14 protein-coding genes are annotated in these 16,235 nt (G+C 68.5%); 10 read left to right on the forward strand and 4 right to left on the reverse strand.

Annotated features, from left to right (window positions below):
• The first annotated feature begins 140 nt into the window (after window positions 1-140).
• The 9 genes from P0M04_RS08535 (at window position 141) to P0M04_RS08575 (ending at window position 9,726) form a co-directional block, all read left to right on the forward strand.
• Window positions 141-830 carry a response regulator transcription factor gene (locus P0M04_RS08535; protein ID WP_259448458.1) on the forward strand — a complete coding sequence of 230 codons (690 nt, stop codon included), beginning with the start codon at window positions 141-143 and terminating at the stop codon, window positions 828-830.
• Between the two features lie 53 nt (window positions 831-883).
• Complete coding sequence (hemA, locus tag P0M04_RS08540) at window positions 884-2,158, forward strand: glutamyl-tRNA reductase (protein WP_259448459.1); 1,275 nt, start codon at window positions 884-886, stop codon at window positions 2,156-2,158.
• A gap of 83 nt (window positions 2,159-2,241) precedes the next feature.
• Window positions 2,242-3,318, forward strand: coding sequence for a peptide chain release factor 1 (gene prfA / locus P0M04_RS08545; protein WP_259448460.1), 1,077 nt, complete (start codon window positions 2,242-2,244; stop codon window positions 3,316-3,318).
• A 63-nt stretch (window positions 3,319-3,381) separates the two neighbouring features.
• A complete protein-coding gene (locus tag P0M04_RS08550; RefSeq protein WP_259448461.1) occupies window positions 3,382-3,852 on the forward strand; it encodes a disulfide bond formation protein B in 471 nt (156 codons plus the stop codon).
• Entirely contained in the window at window positions 3,852-4,679 is an 828-nt protein-coding gene (gene prmC, locus P0M04_RS08555; RefSeq protein ID WP_259448462.1) for a peptide chain release factor N(5)-glutamine methyltransferase, read from the forward strand. The genes P0M04_RS08550 and prmC overlap by 1 nt, the downstream gene beginning before the upstream one ends.
• A gap of 70 nt (window positions 4,680-4,749) precedes the next feature.
• The gene (locus P0M04_RS08560; protein ID WP_259448463.1) at window positions 4,750-6,507 is read left to right on the forward strand and encodes a DUF885 domain-containing protein; all 1,758 of its coding nucleotides are present in this window, start codon (window positions 4,750-4,752) and stop codon (window positions 6,505-6,507) included.
• Between the two features lie 101 nt (window positions 6,508-6,608).
• Complete coding sequence (gshA, locus tag P0M04_RS08565; protein ID WP_259448464.1) at window positions 6,609-8,204, forward strand: glutamate--cysteine ligase; 1,596 nt, start codon at window positions 6,609-6,611, stop codon at window positions 8,202-8,204.
• Between the two features lie 30 nt (window positions 8,205-8,234).
• Window positions 8,235-9,245, forward strand: coding sequence for a histone deacetylase family protein (locus P0M04_RS08570; protein WP_259448465.1), 1,011 nt, complete (start codon window positions 8,235-8,237; stop codon window positions 9,243-9,245).
• A gap of 13 nt (window positions 9,246-9,258) precedes the next feature.
• Window positions 9,259-9,726 (forward strand): GNAT family N-acetyltransferase, encoded by a 468-nt coding sequence (locus P0M04_RS08575; protein ID WP_259448466.1) that lies wholly within the window; start codon window positions 9,259-9,261, stop codon window positions 9,724-9,726.
• Here the strand turns inward: P0M04_RS08575 and P0M04_RS08580 are convergent.
• From P0M04_RS08580 to P0M04_RS08595, 4 genes are all read right to left on the reverse strand, one after another.
• Complete coding sequence (locus tag P0M04_RS08580; protein ID WP_259448467.1) at window positions 9,719-11,023, reverse strand: MFS family transporter; 1,305 nt, start codon at window positions 11,021-11,023, stop codon at window positions 9,719-9,721. The genes P0M04_RS08575 and P0M04_RS08580 overlap by 8 nt on opposite strands.
• Before the next feature lie 37 nt (window positions 11,024-11,060).
• Window positions 11,061-12,134, reverse strand: a complete 1,074-nt coding sequence (locus P0M04_RS08585; RefSeq protein ID WP_259448468.1) for a hypothetical protein — start codon at window positions 12,132-12,134, stop codon at window positions 11,061-11,063.
• 89 nt (window positions 12,135-12,223) lie between these two features.
• The gene (locus P0M04_RS08590; RefSeq protein WP_259448469.1) at window positions 12,224-13,444 is read right to left on the reverse strand and encodes a sensor histidine kinase; all 1,221 of its coding nucleotides are present in this window, start codon (window positions 13,442-13,444) and stop codon (window positions 12,224-12,226) included.
• Window positions 13,434-14,765 (reverse strand): sigma-54-dependent transcriptional regulator, encoded by a 1,332-nt coding sequence (locus tag P0M04_RS08595; protein ID WP_259448470.1) that lies wholly within the window; start codon window positions 14,763-14,765, stop codon window positions 13,434-13,436. The genes P0M04_RS08590 and P0M04_RS08595 overlap by 11 nt, the downstream gene beginning before the upstream one ends.
• Before the next feature lie 159 nt (window positions 14,766-14,924).
• On the opposite strand from P0M04_RS08595, the gene P0M04_RS08600 reads away from it, so the two are divergent.
• Window positions 14,925-16,211 carry an efflux RND transporter periplasmic adaptor subunit gene (locus tag P0M04_RS08600; protein WP_259448471.1) on the forward strand — a complete coding sequence of 429 codons (1,287 nt, stop codon included), beginning with the start codon at window positions 14,925-14,927 and terminating at the stop codon, window positions 16,209-16,211.
• The last annotated feature ends 24 nt before the right edge of the window (window positions 16,212-16,235 follow it).

The raw sequence follows: 16,235 nt of genomic DNA on the forward strand, positions 1-16,235 counted from the left end.
CGCAATTTCCCAACGAAAATGTGAATTTATCTGAGGCATCGGTAGCTTTGCTTTTTAAAAGTCTGATATATTTAGTGACATTGTAGGAATGTTCCTACAGTGATGTCCTACAGTCCCACAGCCGAGACAGCCTGAAAATCATGAGAATATCCGTACTGGACAACGATACGACCCAGGCAGAACTCATCTGCCAAGTTCTGAACGGAGCTGGGCACAGCTGTCAAGCGTTTGACAGCGGTAAAGAATTGCTGGGGCAACTCCGCAAGGACAGCACCGACCTCCTGATCGTCGACTGGCAAGTGTCCGACGTCCCGGCGGCGGAACTCCTGCGCCGCGCCAAGGAAAAACTGGCGCCGAATACCCCGACGATGTTCCTGGCCGGCAGCTCGGCCGAAGACGACATCGTGGCCGGCGTCACGGCCGGTGCCGACGACTACCTCGTCAAACCGTTGCGCCGCGGCGAGCTGGTCGCACGCACGCAGGCCCTGCTGCGCCGGGCGTACCCGTCGCAGAATGGTGCCGAACAGCTGCAATTCGGTCCGTACATCTTCGAAACCCGCCCGGGCCGCCTGATGATGGACGGCGAGCAGATCGACGTCACGCACAAGGAATTCAACCTGGCGCTGCTGTTTTTCCGCAACCTGGGCCGTCCACTGTCGCGCGCGTACATTCACGAATCGATCTGGGTGCGCGAGACGGCCGTCCCGTCGCGTACGATGGACACCCACGTTTCGCGCGTCCGCAACAAACTGCGCCTGCGTCCGGAGAACGGTTTCCGCCTCGTGCCGGTATATAGCTACGGCTATAGGCTGGAAAAGCTGGGCGCGTGAAACCCTGACGCGGTAGGGGTATAATGGGCGCGCTGCCCAATTTTTGATCACCCATGCAACTGCTCGCCGTCGGCCTCAATCACACCACAGCACCGGTCTCGCTGCGCGAGCAACTGGCGCTGGCGCCTGAGCAGCTCGGCGATGCGGTGCAGGCGGCGCGCGGGTGGTTTTCAAAATTTAATACCCGCGGCGAAGACGAAGCGGCGCTGCTCTCGACGTGCAACCGCACCGAGATGTACGCCGCCAGCTGCGCGCCCGATCCGCTCGACGCGTCCGCCCGCTTCCTCGCGGATTACCACCACCTGAATTTCGCCGACCTGCGCCCGCATTTGTACATGCTGCCGCAGCACGACGCCGTGCGCCACGCGTTCCGCGTCGCCTCCGGCCTCGATTCGATGGTGCTGGGCGAAGCCCAGATCCTCGGCCAGATGAAGGATGCCGTGCGCGTCGCCGACGAGGCGGGCGGCCTGGGCACCTATCTGCACCAGCTGTTCCAGCGCAGCTTCGCCGTGGCGAAGGAAGTGCGTACGACGACCGAGATCGGCGCGCACAGCGTGTCGATGGCCGCCGCCGCCGTGCGCCTGTCGGAACGCATCTTCGATCGCGTCAGCGAGCAGAACGTGCTGTTCATCGGCGCCGGCGAAATGATTGAACTGTGCGCCACGCACTTCGCCGCCCACAATCCGAAGTCGATCACGATCGCCAACCGCACGCTGTCGCGCGGCGAGGCGCTGGCCGCGCGCTTCAACGGCAGCGCGATCGGGCTCGCCGACCTGTCCGAGCGCCTGGCGCAGTTCGACGTCGTGATCTCCTCCACCGGCTCCACCTTGCCGCTGATCGGCAAGGGCCTCGTCGAACGCGCCATCAAGGCGCGCCGGCACCGGCCGATGTTCATGGTCGACCTGGCCGTCCCGCGCGACATCGAACCGGAAGTGGGCCGCCTGAACGACGTGTTCCTGTATACGGTCGACGACCTGGCCGAGGTGGTGCGCACCGGCGTCGAAAGCCGCCAGGCGGCCGTCGCCCAGGCCGAGGCCATCATCGAGACGCGCGTGCAGTCGTTTATGCACTGGATCGGCGACCGCGCCGTGGTGCCCGTGATCCGCGACCTGCACGAATCGAGCGAGGCGATGCGCCTGGCCGAACTGGAACGGGCGCGCAAGCTGCTCGCCAGGGGCGAGGACATCGAGACGGTGCTGGACGCCCTGTCGAAGGGCCTGACCGCGAAATTCCTGCACGGCCCGCAACAGGCCCTGCACCGCGCCCAGGGCGACGAACGCGCCCGCCTCGCGAGCCTCCTGCCCCAGCTGTTCCGCGGCCGCCGTTAGCGGCCTGCTATCCTTCGCCTGCGCCGCCGCGGCATGTCATGCCGCCGTGCGGCTTGTCCGTCGTCATTCCTGATAAGAACACTATGAAACCATCCATGCTGGCCAAGCTGGACCAACTGGCCAACCGCCTCGTCGAACTGGACGAGCTCCTGATGTCCGAAGGCGCCACCGCGAACATGGACAGCTTCCGCAAGCTGAATCGCGAACACGCCGAACTGAGCCCGCTGGTGGCCGTCTATCGCCAGTACCAGACCGCGCAGGCCGACATCGACGCAGCGCAGGACATGCTGGCCGACCCGGACATGAAGGAGTTCGCGCAGGACGAGATCGATGCGGCCAAGGCGCGCATCGCGGAACTGGACCTCGAGCTGCAGAAGATGCTGCTGCCGAAGGACGAGAACGACGAGCGCAACATCTTCCTCGAGATCCGCGCGGGCACGGGCGGCGACGAATCGGCGCTGTTCGCGGGCGACCTGCTGCGCATGTACACACGCTACGCGGAGCGCAACCGCTGGCAGGTGGAGATGGTGTCGGAATCGCCGTCCGACCTGGGCGGCTACCGCGAAGTCATCGTGCGCATCGTCGGCCAGGGCGCCTACTCGAAACTCAAATTCGAATCGGGCGGCCACCGCGTGCAGCGCGTGCCGGCCACGGAGACGCAGGGCCGCATCCACACCTCCGCCTGCACCGTCGCCGTGATGCCGGAGGCGGACGAGGTCGAGGACGTGCAGATCAATCCGGCCGACCTGCGCATCGACACCTACCGCGCCTCGGGCGCCGGCGGCCAGCACATCAACAAGACCGATTCCGCCGTGCGCCTGACGCACCTGCCGACCGGCATCGTCGTGGAGTGCCAGGACGACCGCAGCCAGCACAAGAACAAGGCGCAGGCGATGAAGGTCCTCGCCGCGCGCATCAAGGACGTGCAGTTGCGCGAGCAGCAGAGCAAGGAAGCCGCGACCCGCAAAAGCCTGATCGGCTCGGGCGACCGCAGCGAGCGCATCCGCACGTATAACTTCCCGCAGGGCCGCCTGACCGACCACCGCATCAACCTGACGCTGTATAAACTGGACATGATCATGGACGGCGACCTGGCCGAACTGACGAACGCCCTGTCGGCCGAGCACCAGGCCGAGCAGTTGGCCGCGCTGGGCGATTGAGTTAAGACCGTTATAAGTTGCTAGACTGAAAATATCATCTTCGACTACGTCATCAGGAAACCCATGTCCTCTTCCCGCAACCTCCTGCTCGCCATCGCCGCCGTCAGCCTTGCCCTGATCGGCGCGGCCCTGTATCTCCAGCACGCGCAAGGCATGCTGCCCTGCCCGCTGTGCGTGATCCAGCGCTACTTTTACCTCGGCATCGCCATCTTCAGCCTGATCGGCGCATTCGCGAACAAGATCAAGGCCGGCGCCGGACTCGCGCTGCTGTGCGCGCTGGGGGGCCTCGGCTTTGTCGGCAAACATTTGTATGTGCTGGCGCACCCGGGCTTTTCGTGCGGCATCGATCCGATGCAGACGACGCTCAACAAGATCCCGACCGCGACCCTGCTGCCCGGCCTGTTCCAGGCCGACGGCCTGTGCGAAGCGGCGCAGGAAACCGTGTTCGGCCTGAACGTGCCGCAGTGGTCGGCCGTGTGGTTCGTGATCCTCACGCTGGCCCTCGTCTGGGTGCTGGTGCGGCGCGTACGTTGATGACCATCCAGCCCGGCGCCACCATCGCGGCCGTGCAGGCAAGCCTGCCGCTCGACCCGCTGGAAAACCGCATCCTCCTGTGCGAGGCGACGGGTTTATCCCGCGTCCAGCTGATCACGCAGGGCGACCGTGCCCTCACGCCGGACGAAGCCTCCCGCCTGGACGATCTCGTGGCGCGCCGGCTGCGCGGCGAACCGATCGCCTACATCGTCGGCAGGCGCGAGTTCTTCGGTCTCGATTTCCAGGTCGGACCCGCCGTGCTGATTCCCCGTCCGGACACGGAACTGATCGTCGAACTGTCATTGGAACGCCTGCCGCAGAACGCACCCCGCCTGCTCGACATGGGCACGGGCAGCGGCGCGATCGCCGTCGCCGTCGCGCACACGCGGCCGGATGCCGACGTCACCGCGCTGGACGTCAGCCCGGACGCGCTGGCCGTCGCGCAGGCGAATGCCGCCGCCAACGGCGCGCGCGTGCGCTTCCTCGAGAGCAGCTGGTTCGACGCGCTCGCCGCCGGAGAAACCTTCGACGTCATCGCCTCCAACCCGCCCTATATCGCGGCCGGCGACGAGCACCTGGCCCAGGGCGACCTGCGCTTCGAACCGGTGGGTGCGCTGACCGACCATGCGGACGGCCTGTCCGCGCTGCGCATCATCATCGCAGGCAGCCCGCGCCACCTCGTGCCGGGCGGCTGGCTGCTGCTCGAACACGGCTACGACCAGGCGGCGGCCGTGCGCACGCTGCTGGCGGACGCCGGCTTCACGGACGCGCAGAGCTGGCGGGACCTGGCCGGGATCGAGCGCGTGAGCGGCGGGCGGTTCGGCTGACGGCGTCCCCGGCGCGGCCCGGATACTCTCTTTGCTAGAATTTCGGGTCCACCACCCGGAAGCCAACACGATGCGTCGACTGTTCGCGACCCTCATCCTGCTGGGGCCTCTCGTCGCATTCGCGGCGGACGCCGCCGACCAGGCGCAAGCCCTGTTCGAGCGCGACTGGCAATGGCGCCTCAAGCACCAGCCCGAATTCGCCACGAGCGTCGGCGACCACCGCTACGATGCGCTACTGGCCGACACCTCGCTCGCGGAACAGACGGCCGTCATCGAGCACGCGCGCCGCATGCTCGACCTCGCGCGCCAGATCGACCGCGCCCAGCTGGCCGGCCAGGACCGCCTCTCCTGGGACCTGTTCACGGGCGACCAGGAACGCATCCTCGCGCGCGCCGCGTTCGTCGCATTCGATCCGCAGCCGGTCAGCGCCCAGGACGGCCTGCAGATCCGCTTCCCGCAACTGGTCGCGCAGATGCCCTTCGTTACCGAGGACGACTACCGCAACTACCTCGCGCGCCTGAATGCCCTGCCCCGCCACGTCGACGGCATCATCGAGCAGATGCGCGAGGGGGTTCGTACCGGCTGGACGGCGCCGAAAGCCATCATGGCCGGCCTGCCCGCGCAGCTGCGGACCATGCGCGAGCACGTGCAGGACGGCGCGCTCGGCGCGCCGTTCCAGCGCCTGCCCGCGACCATCCCTGAGGATGCGCGCACACGGCTCGCCACCGATGGCGCGGCCGCCCTGCGCACGGCGGCGGGTGCGCTGCAAAAGCTGGAAGACTTCGTGCGAACCGACTACCTGCCGGCCGCGCGCACGACCATCGGCGCGTCCAGCCTGCCCGGTGGGGCGGCGTGGTACGCGTATCTCGTGAAGGCCGCGACGGCAACCACGCTGACGCCGGCCGAGATCCAGGCGCTGGGCGTCAAGGAAGTGGCGCGCCTGCGCGCCGAGATGGAAGCGACTGCCTCACGCACGGGTTTCAAGGGCAGTTATCCGCAGTTCGTCGCGTTCGTGCGCAGCGATCCGCGCCTGTTCCCGACGGGCGCCGACGCGCTGCTGGACCGCTACCGGCGCACCATCGCGCGCGTCCAGGCCCAGTTGTCCACGCAGTTCGGCACGATCCCGCAGGAGGAGCTGGCCGTCAAACCCGTGCAGCAGGCGGGGGCCGACACACAGGGCGGCGCCTATTACGAAGCGGGCACGCTTGACCGCGTCGCGGCCCTCGTCGTCAACACGAGCCGCCTGGACACGCGGCCGCTGTGGGAAGTCGAGACGCTCGCCCTGCACGAAGGCATCCCCGGCCACCATTTGCAGGTCGCGCGCGCCCACGCCATCGACGGCCTGCCCGCGTTCCGCCGCCACGCCTGGTATCCGGCCTTCGGCGAAGGCTGGGCGCTGTATGCGGAGAGCCTGGGGCCGCAACTGGGCCTGATGCGCGATCCGTTCTCGCAGTTCGGCCGCCTGGCCGACGAGCAGCTGCGCGCGGCGCGGCTCGTCGTCGATACGGGTATCCACGCGCTGGGCTGGCCGCGCCAGCAGGCCGTCGACTGGCTGAACGCGAACACGGCCAATCCGCCGTCCGACAACGAGGTCGAAGTCGACCGCATGATCGCCCGGCCGGGCCAGGCGCTGGCGTATAAAATCGGCCAGTTGCGCATCGCCGCGCTGCGTGCGCGGGCACAGGCGGCACTGGGCCCGCGCTTCGACGTGCGCGCCTTCCACGACGCCGTGCTGGAACACGGCGCCCTGCCGCTGGACGTGCTGGAGAAGTGCGTGGACCGGTGGATCGCGGCGCAGAATGTCCCGGAACCTGACCTGGTTCATTAACTACAATGTCATATTGGGGCGCCCGGCGAGGGAGTGCCCGGCGCGGTTGGCCGATTTCGGTTAATCTCTGCGTCTCACGGCAGTATAAGAAAGGAAACCTCGTGTCGAACCAACTGACCCGCCGCCTGGCCCTGCTGGACGACGATGCCCACCGCGGCCTGCTCCTGCAAGGCCTGCGCGGCATCGAGCGCGAGACGCTGCGCGTCGACGGCCAGGGCCATCTGGCCCGGACTCCGCACCCGGTAAAACTCGGCTCGGCCCTGACCCATCCGCAGATCACGACGGATTATGCGGAAGCGCTGCTCGAATTCATCACGCCGGCCGAGCACGACATCGGCCTGGCCCTGCACCGCCTGGACGCGATCCACCGCTACGCCTATTCCAAGCTGGACGGCGAGCTGCTGTGGAGCCAGTCGATGCCCTGCGAACTGCCGGCCGAGGAAGACATCGAGATCGCCTGGTACGGCAAGTCGAACCTCGGCATGCTCAAGCACGTGTACCGCCGCGGCCTGGCGCTGCGCTACGGCAAGGCCATGCAATGCATCGCGGGCATTCACTACAACTATTCGCTGCCGGAAGACCTGTGGAAGCTGCTGGCGGAACACGAGGGCATCACGGAAGAACGCCGCAACGCCTTACGCGACTTCCAGTCGGAAAGCTATATCGCGACCATCCGCAACTTCCGCCGCTACAGCTGGCTGCTGATGTATCTGTTCGGCGCCTCGCCCACCCTGTCGACAGGCTTCCTGCGCGGCCGCGAACACAACCTCGAGACGCTGTCGGACGACACTTTGTTCCTGCCCTACGCGACGAGCCTGCGCATGAGCGACCTGGGTTACCAGAACGATGCCCAGTCCGGCCTGCGCCCGCACGAGAACAGCCTGGAGAGCTACGTCACCTCGCTGATGGACGCCGTCAAGCGCCCGTATCCGCCGTACGCGGAAGTCGGCACGAAGAAGGATGGCGAGTGGATCCAGCTGTCGACCAACATCCTGCAGATCGAGAACGAATACTATTCGACGATCCGTCCCAAGCGTGTGATCCGCACGGGCGAGCGCCCGGTGCAGGCGCTGTGCGCCCGCGGTGTGCAATACATCGAAGTGCGCTGCCTGGACGTCGATCCGTTCGAGCCGGTCGGCATCGCGCTGGAGACGGGCCGCTTCCTGGACGCCTTCCTGCTGTTCTGCGCACTCGAGGAAAGCCCCATGATCAATGCGATGGAGGGCCAGGTCCACGCGCGCAACTTCGCGCGCACCGTGAAGGAAGGCCGCCGTCCGGGCCTGACCCTCACGCGCAACGACCACGAAGTGCTGCTGCAGGATTGGGCGGAAGACCTGCTGGAACGCATCCGCCCCGTCGCGGAACTGCTGGACCACGAGCACAATTACAAGGGCGCGCACATGGACGCGCTGAACGCGCAGAAGGCCAAGGTCGCGGACCCGGAAAAAACACCGTCCGCGCGCGTGCTGCAGGAAGTGCGCACGCTCGGCTCCTTCGCAAAGTTCGGCCTGCGCCAGAGCGAACTGCACGCCCAGGCATTCCGCACCGAACCGCTGATGCCGGCCGAGACGGGCCTGTTCGACGAGATGGCGCAGGCGTCGCTGGCCGAGCAGGCGCAGATCGAGGCGACGGATACCGGCAGCTTCGACGACTTCGTGGCGGCATATAACAGTAGTACACTGTGCCGTAACAGCTGACTCGCCAGGTCGGGCTGAACCGAGGCCGCCTTGCTAACTTTCTTCAACGAACATCACACGCAGCATGCCACGCCGTCGGAGCCGCCCCAGCGCATCGACGTCGTGGCGAACGAGTTCACGCGACGCGGCCTGGGCCGCATCGTCACTCCGCACGGCGTGCCCCTGACGTCGCTGGAACGCACCCACACGCCCCGCTACCTGCACTTCCTGCGCAGCGCCTGGAACGAGTGGCTGTCGCTAGACCCGCACAATGCGGAACGCGACCTGGTGCCCTCCGTGTGGCCCGGCCCGGGCATGCGCCGCGACGTCGAACCGGACAGCTTCACGGGCCGCCTCGGCCTGTACGCATTCGACGCCACCACACCGCTGACGGCGGGCACGTGGATCGCCGCGAAGACGGGCGCCGACTGCGCGATCAATGCGGCGCACGCGCTGCGCCTGGGCGAGCGCGGCACGTTCGCGCTCACGCGGCCGCCCGGCCACCACGCCGGCGCCGATTACTGCGGCGGCTTCTGCTTCCTGAACAACGCGGCACTGGCTGCCCAGCACCTGCTCGACGACGGCCTGCACCGCGTGGCGATCCTCGATATCGACTACCACCACGGTAACGGCACGCAGGACATCTTTTATCGGCGCAAGGACGTGCTGTTCGCGTCGATCCACGCCGACCCGCGCACGGACTACCCGTACTATGCGGGCCACGCCGACGAGACGGGCACCGGCGCGGGCCTCGGCTTCAACCTGAACGTGCCGCTGCCGCGCGGGACGGGCGCGTCACAATGGCTTCTCGCGCTGGAGACGGCGTGCGTGAAGATGGCGGGCTTTGCGCCGCAGGCGCTCGTCGTCTCGCTGGGCGTCGACGGTTTCAGCGGCGATCCGCGCTCGCACTTCGGCCTCGCCAGCGGCGATTTTCTGCGCATCGGCGAGCGCATCGGCTTTCTCGGGCTGCCGACCGTCTTCGTGTTCGAAGGGGGTTCGGTCGTGCCCGAACTCGGCATCAATGTGGTCAACGTGCTCGAAGGTTTCGAGACGGCGGCCTGACAAGGAAATGAACATGATCGAATGGCAGTGGAGCGGTTTCGCCGACCTGACGGCGGCGCAACTGTACGACATGCTGGCGCTGCGCCAGCAAGTGTTCGTGCTCGAGCAGACGTGTTTGTACCCGGACATCGACGGCCTCGATCCGGGTGCGCATCACCTGCTCGGCTGGCGCACCGTCGACGGCAAGCGCGAACTGGCAGCCACCCTGCGCTGCCTGGCGCCCGGCGCGAAATACGACGAGATGTCGCTGGGCCGCGTCGTCACGAGCCCGTCCACGCGCGGCACGGGCCTGGGACGAGAACTCGTCGCGCAAGGCATCGCGTGCGCGGAACGGCTGCATCCCGGCCACGCGATCCGCATCGGCGCGCAGGCGCACCTGGAAGCGTTCTATGGGAGCTTCGGCTTCGTCACGGTGTCCGCGCCGTACGACGAGGACGGCATCATGCACATCGACATGGTGCGTCCCGCCAGCATCACTTGAGCAGGCCGGATTTCGAGGGGTCCGGCATGCGGATCGCGACGAGGCAGGCCAGCGCGCACATGACGCTCACGTACCAGTAGAAATACGGCTCGTGGCCGGCCTGCTTGAACCACAGGGCCACGTATTCCGCCGAGCCGCCGAAGATGGCGTTGGCGACGGCATACGACAGGCCCACGCCCAGCGCGCGCACTTCGACGGGGAACATCTCCGCCTTGATCAGGCCACCGATCGACGTGTACAGGCTGATGATCGCCAGCGCGCACACGATCAGGGCGCCGGCCGCCAATGGGCTGGAGACGTTACGAAGCGTCATCATGATCGGCGTCGTGCACACCGCGGCGAGCGCGCCGAACCAGATCATCGACGTGCGCCGGCCGATGCGGTCGGACAGCGCGCCGAACGCCGGCTGCAGCAGCATGTAGACCAGCAGGCAGACCGTCATGATGCGGCTCGCCGTCTCCGTGCTCATGCCGGCCGTGTTGACGAGGTATTTCTGCATGTACGTCGTGAACGCGTAGAAGATCAGCGAGCCGCCGGCGGTAAAACCCAGGACCGTGACGAACGCGCGCCGGTGGTGCTTCAGCAGCGACGCGACGCTGCCCGCGGCCTCGCTCTTGCGCTCGGAGGCGGTGGTGGTCTCGTGCAGCGAACGGCGCAGGTACAGCGACACGAGGGCGGCGCAGGCGCCGACGACGAACGGGATGCGCCAGCCCCAGGCCTTCAGTTCGTCGTGCGTCAGGAACAACTGCAGGATGCCCAGCACGAGCAGCGCCGCGAGCTGGCCGCCGATCAGTGTCACGTACTGGAACGACGCGAAGAACCCCTTGCGCCCCGGCTCCGCCACCTCGCTCATGTAGGTGGCGCTGGTGCCATACTCTCCGCCCACGGACAGGCCCTGGAACAGGCGCGCCACCAGCAGCAGCGCCGGCGCCGCCGTGCCGATGCTGGCATAGGTCGGCAGCGCGGCGATCATCAGCGAGCCGCCGCACATCATGAGCACGGAAATCATCATCGCGTTGCGCCGGCCGTAGCGGTCGGCGACGCGGCCGAACAGCCAGCCGCCGATCGGGCGCATCAGGAAGCCGGCCGCGAAGATGCCGGCCGTGTTCAGCAGCTGGGTCGTCGGGTTCCCCTTCGGGAAGAAGGCCGACGAGAAATACAGCGCGCAGAACGAATAGATGTAGAAGTCGAACCACTCGACCAGGTTGCCGGACGACGCGCCGACGATGGCGAACACGCGCTGGCGCGATGTCAGATGTTCGATGGCATGCGGGTCCGCTGTGTCCGTCGTGGTCATTGCTGTCCTCCAGGTCCGGACCCAGCATAGCAGTTCCTCATTTTTTACGGCGCCACAGCAGCACGGGGATGCCTGCAAGCAGCATCAGGGCGCCCGCCGGCTCCGGCACGGGCGTGAGCAGGACCGGCGCACAATCGCCGAACCGGTCGCAGCTGTTGGCCACGATCTGGCCGGCGTCGTTGATGCCGACCGCATCCATGAGCACCTGGATGCCGAGCCCTTCCGTGACGGTGTTCAGGTCGATCAGGTTGCCGTCGGCAACCACGAACGCGTGCGAGAAGCCACCGTCGACGAAGCTGGAATAACCGACCACCATGCCGGCCGCGTTGATCGCATGGGCTTCGCCGAAATCGCCGCCGAAGGAACCGAGGTCGATCATCACGCCTCCGCTGTACAGGAACGGATGCCAGACGGCCGCGTCGCCGACCAGGCTGTAGCCCGCCACCTGGCCGGCATTGTTCACCGCCTCGGCCCAACTGAAGCCGCCGCCCAGCGTGCCGAGGTCCTGCATGGTGCCGTCGTGGTACAGGAACGCGTGGGCGCCATCGTCCGGGAATCCCGGGCCCGGCTGGGAACCGCCGACGATCATGCCCGCGTCGTTGATGCCCCGCGCCCGCGCATCCGCCCCGCCCAGCGTGCCGATGTCGGTCAGCGTGCCGCCGCTGTACAGGAACGCGCGGGTGTTGCCGGACGCATCCGTGGAATCGCCCACGACCTGGCCGCCGGCATTGATGGCGAAGGCGACGCTGTCGCCGCCGTACAGCGTGCCGATGGGCTGGATGCCGCCAGCGCGGTAGATGAAGCCGCGTGTGGCGTCGCCGACCAGCGAGGCGCCGGCCGCGGCCCCGCCGTTCGTCGCGGTCGCGTAAGCGGACGCGCCCGGCGTGGGCAGGAAGGTCGTCGTGCCGTCTTTCCACACGAACGCGCGGCCCTGGAAATCGGCATCGAGGCCGCTGCCGACGATGCTGCCGTCGTTGCCGATGCCGTAGGCCGTGAAGTTTTCAGGCAGGAAGGTCGCGGTGTACAGCGGAGCGGCCCAGGCCGGTGCGCAGGCGGGCGCGCAGGCGAGGAACGGCAGCAACAGGGCGAACAGGCAACGGCGTATCGACATGGCAGGCTCCGGTGACATTCAGGCGTGCCAACGATACGGCCCGACGCGCCGCGCGGAACTGAGCCAAATCAGGCGTGCGCGGGACGCGTTCAGAACGTGATGACGAAGCGCGCGCCGCGGCTCACGGGGCGCGCGTAGCGTACCGTACCGCCATTGCAATGTACCAATTGACGCACCATCGCGAGGCCGATACCGCCGCCCTGTTTGCGCGTGGTGAAGAACGGCGTGAAGATGTGCGCGGCCAGCGCGTCCGGCACGCCGGGACCGTCGTCGTCCACTTCGATGCGCAGGCGCGCGCCTCGCGCCAGCCGGGCAACGACGCGCGCGCGGCCGCCCGCGCCCGTGGCCTCGAACGCATTCTTGAGCAGGTTGATCAGTGCCTGTTCGAGCTGTCCCGGGTCGGCCATCAGTTCCAGCGACGCCGGCGCTACCGTGAACTCGACGTCGCCGTCGCGCGCGCGCCACGCCGGCCCCACCAATGCATCGAGCCGCGCGAACAGGGCGGCCAACTGCACCCGTTCCGGCCGCGCTTCCGGCACGTTGGACAGGCTGCGATAACTCGCGACGAAGCTGGCCAGGCTGTCCGCGCGGCGGCCGATGGCGTCGAGCGCCGTGCCGAGGTCCGCCGCCACGTCGGCCGGCAGCGTGGGACCCGCTTCCTCGACCAGGTCGCGCGCCGTGCGCGACAGCGAGGCCACGGGCGTCAGCGAATTCATGATCTCGTGCGTGAGCACGTGCACCAGCCGGCGCCAGGCGTTCAGGGCCTCGGCTTCCAGTTCGCTCTCGACCGGCATCAGCGCGGCGAGGCGTTGCGGGCGGCCGTGCAGGGTCAGCATCGACACCGTCGCCAGCGCGCGCTCGGTGCCGCGCTCGGTCTCGAACTGCAGCAAGGTGCGGTCGCCGTGGGGCCGGCCGGCCAGCTGGCGGTACAGGGCGGCGGCATCGCTGGCGCGGCCCGGGGCGACCAGCTTGCGCGCGTTCGCGTTCAGCGGCTGCACGTTCTCGTCCCCGTCGATGCCGAACAGCGCGACCGGCGCATGTTCCAGACGCGCTTCCAGGGCCAGCGCGTTGTCGACGAGGCTTTGCTGCTCGACGTTCAGCACGGCGCGCGGCTCAAACGCGGGCAGCCCGCGCGGCGCGGCCAGCACGTTCAAGGTGCGCCACAGGACCAGTCCCGGGACGACGGCCGCCAGAGCGCACAGCACGACGACGCGCGGCGCATCGCCCGTCCGGCCGGCGACAAAGGCCAGCGCCGCCAGGCCGGCCACCGCCAGCAGCGCCGCGGCTTTTACGCGCGCTTCAGATGCCATGCTTGCCCAGCTTGCGGTACAACGCGGCGCGGCTGACGCCCAGCATGCGCGCGGCGAGGCTGATGTTGCCCCTGGCCTTGTCCAGCGCGGCGGCGATGGTGTCGCGTTCGAGCGCGCCGAGCCTGAAGTCCTGGTCTGTCTCCACGTGTGCGGGTGCCGGCGCCGCCGGCGCGAGGCCGAAGTCCTCGTAGCGGTAATCGGCGCCGCCGCCCAGGATCACGGCGCGCTCGCACGCGTGGCGCAGCGCGCGCACGTTGCCCGGCCAGTCCCACGCGCACAGGCGCTCCAGCGCGGCCGGCGCCAGCTCGCGCACCGGCCGCTGGTACTGCCCTTCGTACAGCGACAGGTAGTGGTGCAGCAGCCCGGGAATGTCGTCACGCCGGGCGCGCAGCGGCGGCACGCGGATCACGATGGTGTTCAGGCGGAACAGCAGGTCGGCGCGGAACACGCCCGGATCGAACAGGCGGTCTTCCGTCAGGTTGGTCGCGCTGACGATGCGCACGTCGACCGGCTCGGGACGATCCGCGCCGATGGGCGTGACTTCCCTGCGCTCGAGCGCCGTCAGCAGCTTGGCCTGCGCGGACAGCGGCATGTTGCCGATCTCGTCGAGGAACAGCGTGCCGCCGCGCGCGGCCTGGAAGCGGCCGGCGCGGTCGCTCTTCGCGTCGGTGAACGCGCCCTTGCGGTGGCCGAACAACTCGCTCTCGAAGGTCGCGTCGGGCAGCGCGCCCATGTCCACGGCGAGGAACGTACCGGCGGCGCGGCGCGACGCCTGGTGGAGAGCGCGCGCCACGAGTTCCTTGCCGACGCCGTTCTCGCCCAGCACCATGACGTTGGCCTCGGTGGGCGCGACACCCGCGATCACCGCCTTCACCTCGCGCATCGGCGCGGCGTCTCCCATCAGGGCCGACGCGCCGGGCACGTTCGCGGCCGCGCGGCGCGCCAGCGCGGCATCGACGGCGGCGGCAAGGCGCGCGTTGTCCCAGGGCTTGGTGATGAAGTCGACGGCGCCGCGCTTCAGCGCCTCCACAGCGAGCGGCACGTCGGCATACGCGGTCAGCGCGATCACGGCCGGCGGCCTTGCCAGCGTGCGCAGGCGATCGAGCACGGCGAGTCCCTCGGCACCGTCGATGCGGCCTGGCGTGAAGTTCAGGTCGAGCAGGACGACGTCCGGCACGCCGTCCGCCAGCAGCGCGTCGAGGCGCGCCGGATCGTCGAGCGTCGCCACCGCGCCATGGCGGCGGCGCAGCAGCATCTGCGCGGCACAGGCGACGTCGCGGTCGTCGTCGAGGATCAGGAGGCGGGTGCGGGGTTCAACCATCGGACCATTCTAGCAGCGCGCATGGCCGCGTTGAACTGCCCGGCGGTCACCTGTCCGGAAGCGCACAGGGCACCTGTCCGGTTCCGGACAATCGCGCCGTAAAACCGGTGCCGGCGCAGGCAAAAACGGCGTGGCACGGCGCTTGCAAACCCTGCCGGCATGACCACGAATCCTTCTCCCCACCTCGTCACCGGCGCCGCCATGGACGTGCGCGTACCCGTCCGGCGCGGCCGGCTCGTTCTGCGCGCCGGCGCGCTGCTGGCCGCCCTCTCCCTGGCCGCCTTCGCGGCGTGGCAGGCCTTGCCGCACGGCCTGCAGGTGGCGGCGCGCGACGTGCGCATCGCCCGCGTGGCGCCCGGCGTGTTCCGCGACGAGATCGTCGTGCGCGCCAGCGCCGAGCCGCTGCGCGCCATCGTGCTCGACTCGGTCGAATCCGGCCGCGTCGAGGAAGTGATCGCGCACGACGGCCAGCACGTGGCGAAGGGCGACTTGCTATTCCGCCTGTCGAACCCGCAGCGCAACCTGGAACTGCTGGCGCGCCAGACCGAATACGCGCAACAGATCTCGAACCTCGCGACCCTGCGCGTGGCCCAGGAAGCCAGCCGCAGCGACCACCAGCGCCGCCTGGCCGACCTGGAATTCGCGCTGGAGCAGGCGCGCAAGCAGCATGCGCGGAACGCCGGCCTGGCGGCACGCGGCTTCCTGTCGGCGGCCGCGCTGGAGGATGCCGCCGACAAGCTCGCGCAGCAGCGCCGCCTGCTGCACGACGAACGGGCCAGCAGCGCCGCCGAGGAACAGGTGCGCGTACGCGTGTTGCAGCAGATCGAAGGCGTGATCGCGGGCCTGCAGGCAGGCCTGAAGCTCGTGAACGCGACCGTCGACGCGCTCGCCGTGCGCGCCCCGGCCGCCGGCGTGCTGACCGATTTCCGGCTGCTCGTCGGCGAGACGGTGCGCCCCGACCAGCGCCTCGGCCGCATCGACGATCCGCAGCGCTTCAAGCTCGTCGCGCAGGTCGACGAGTTCTATCTCAGCCGCGTCGCGGCGGGACGTCCCGGCCAGGTTGTCCAGGACGGCGATAAATATCCGCTGCGCGTCGCCACGATCTACCCGCAGGTCAAGGACGGCCGCTTCACCGTCGAGATGGTCTTCACGGCTGCACAACCGCCCGTGATCAGCCCCGGCCAGGGCCTGGACGCGCGGCTGACGCTGGGCGAGCCGGCCCGGGCCCTGCTGCTGCCCCCGGGCGCCTATGCCGGCGACGGCGGCGGCGCCTGGGTGTTCGTGGTGGCGCCGGACGGCCGCCATGCCGAACGGCGCACGGTGCGCCTCGGGCGCCGCAACGACACGCAGGTGGAAGTCCTGTCCGGGCTGGCCGCCGGCGAGGACGTCATCGTGTCCGGCTACACGTCGTTCGGCAAGGCCGGGCAGCTGGAATTGACGAAGTAACCCGCACCCTCCAACATCACATCA

Source organism: Telluria mixta, assembly GCF_029223865.1.
In the GTDB taxonomy this organism is placed as follows: Bacteria; Pseudomonadota; Gammaproteobacteria; order Burkholderiales; family Burkholderiaceae_D; genus Telluria; species Telluria mixta.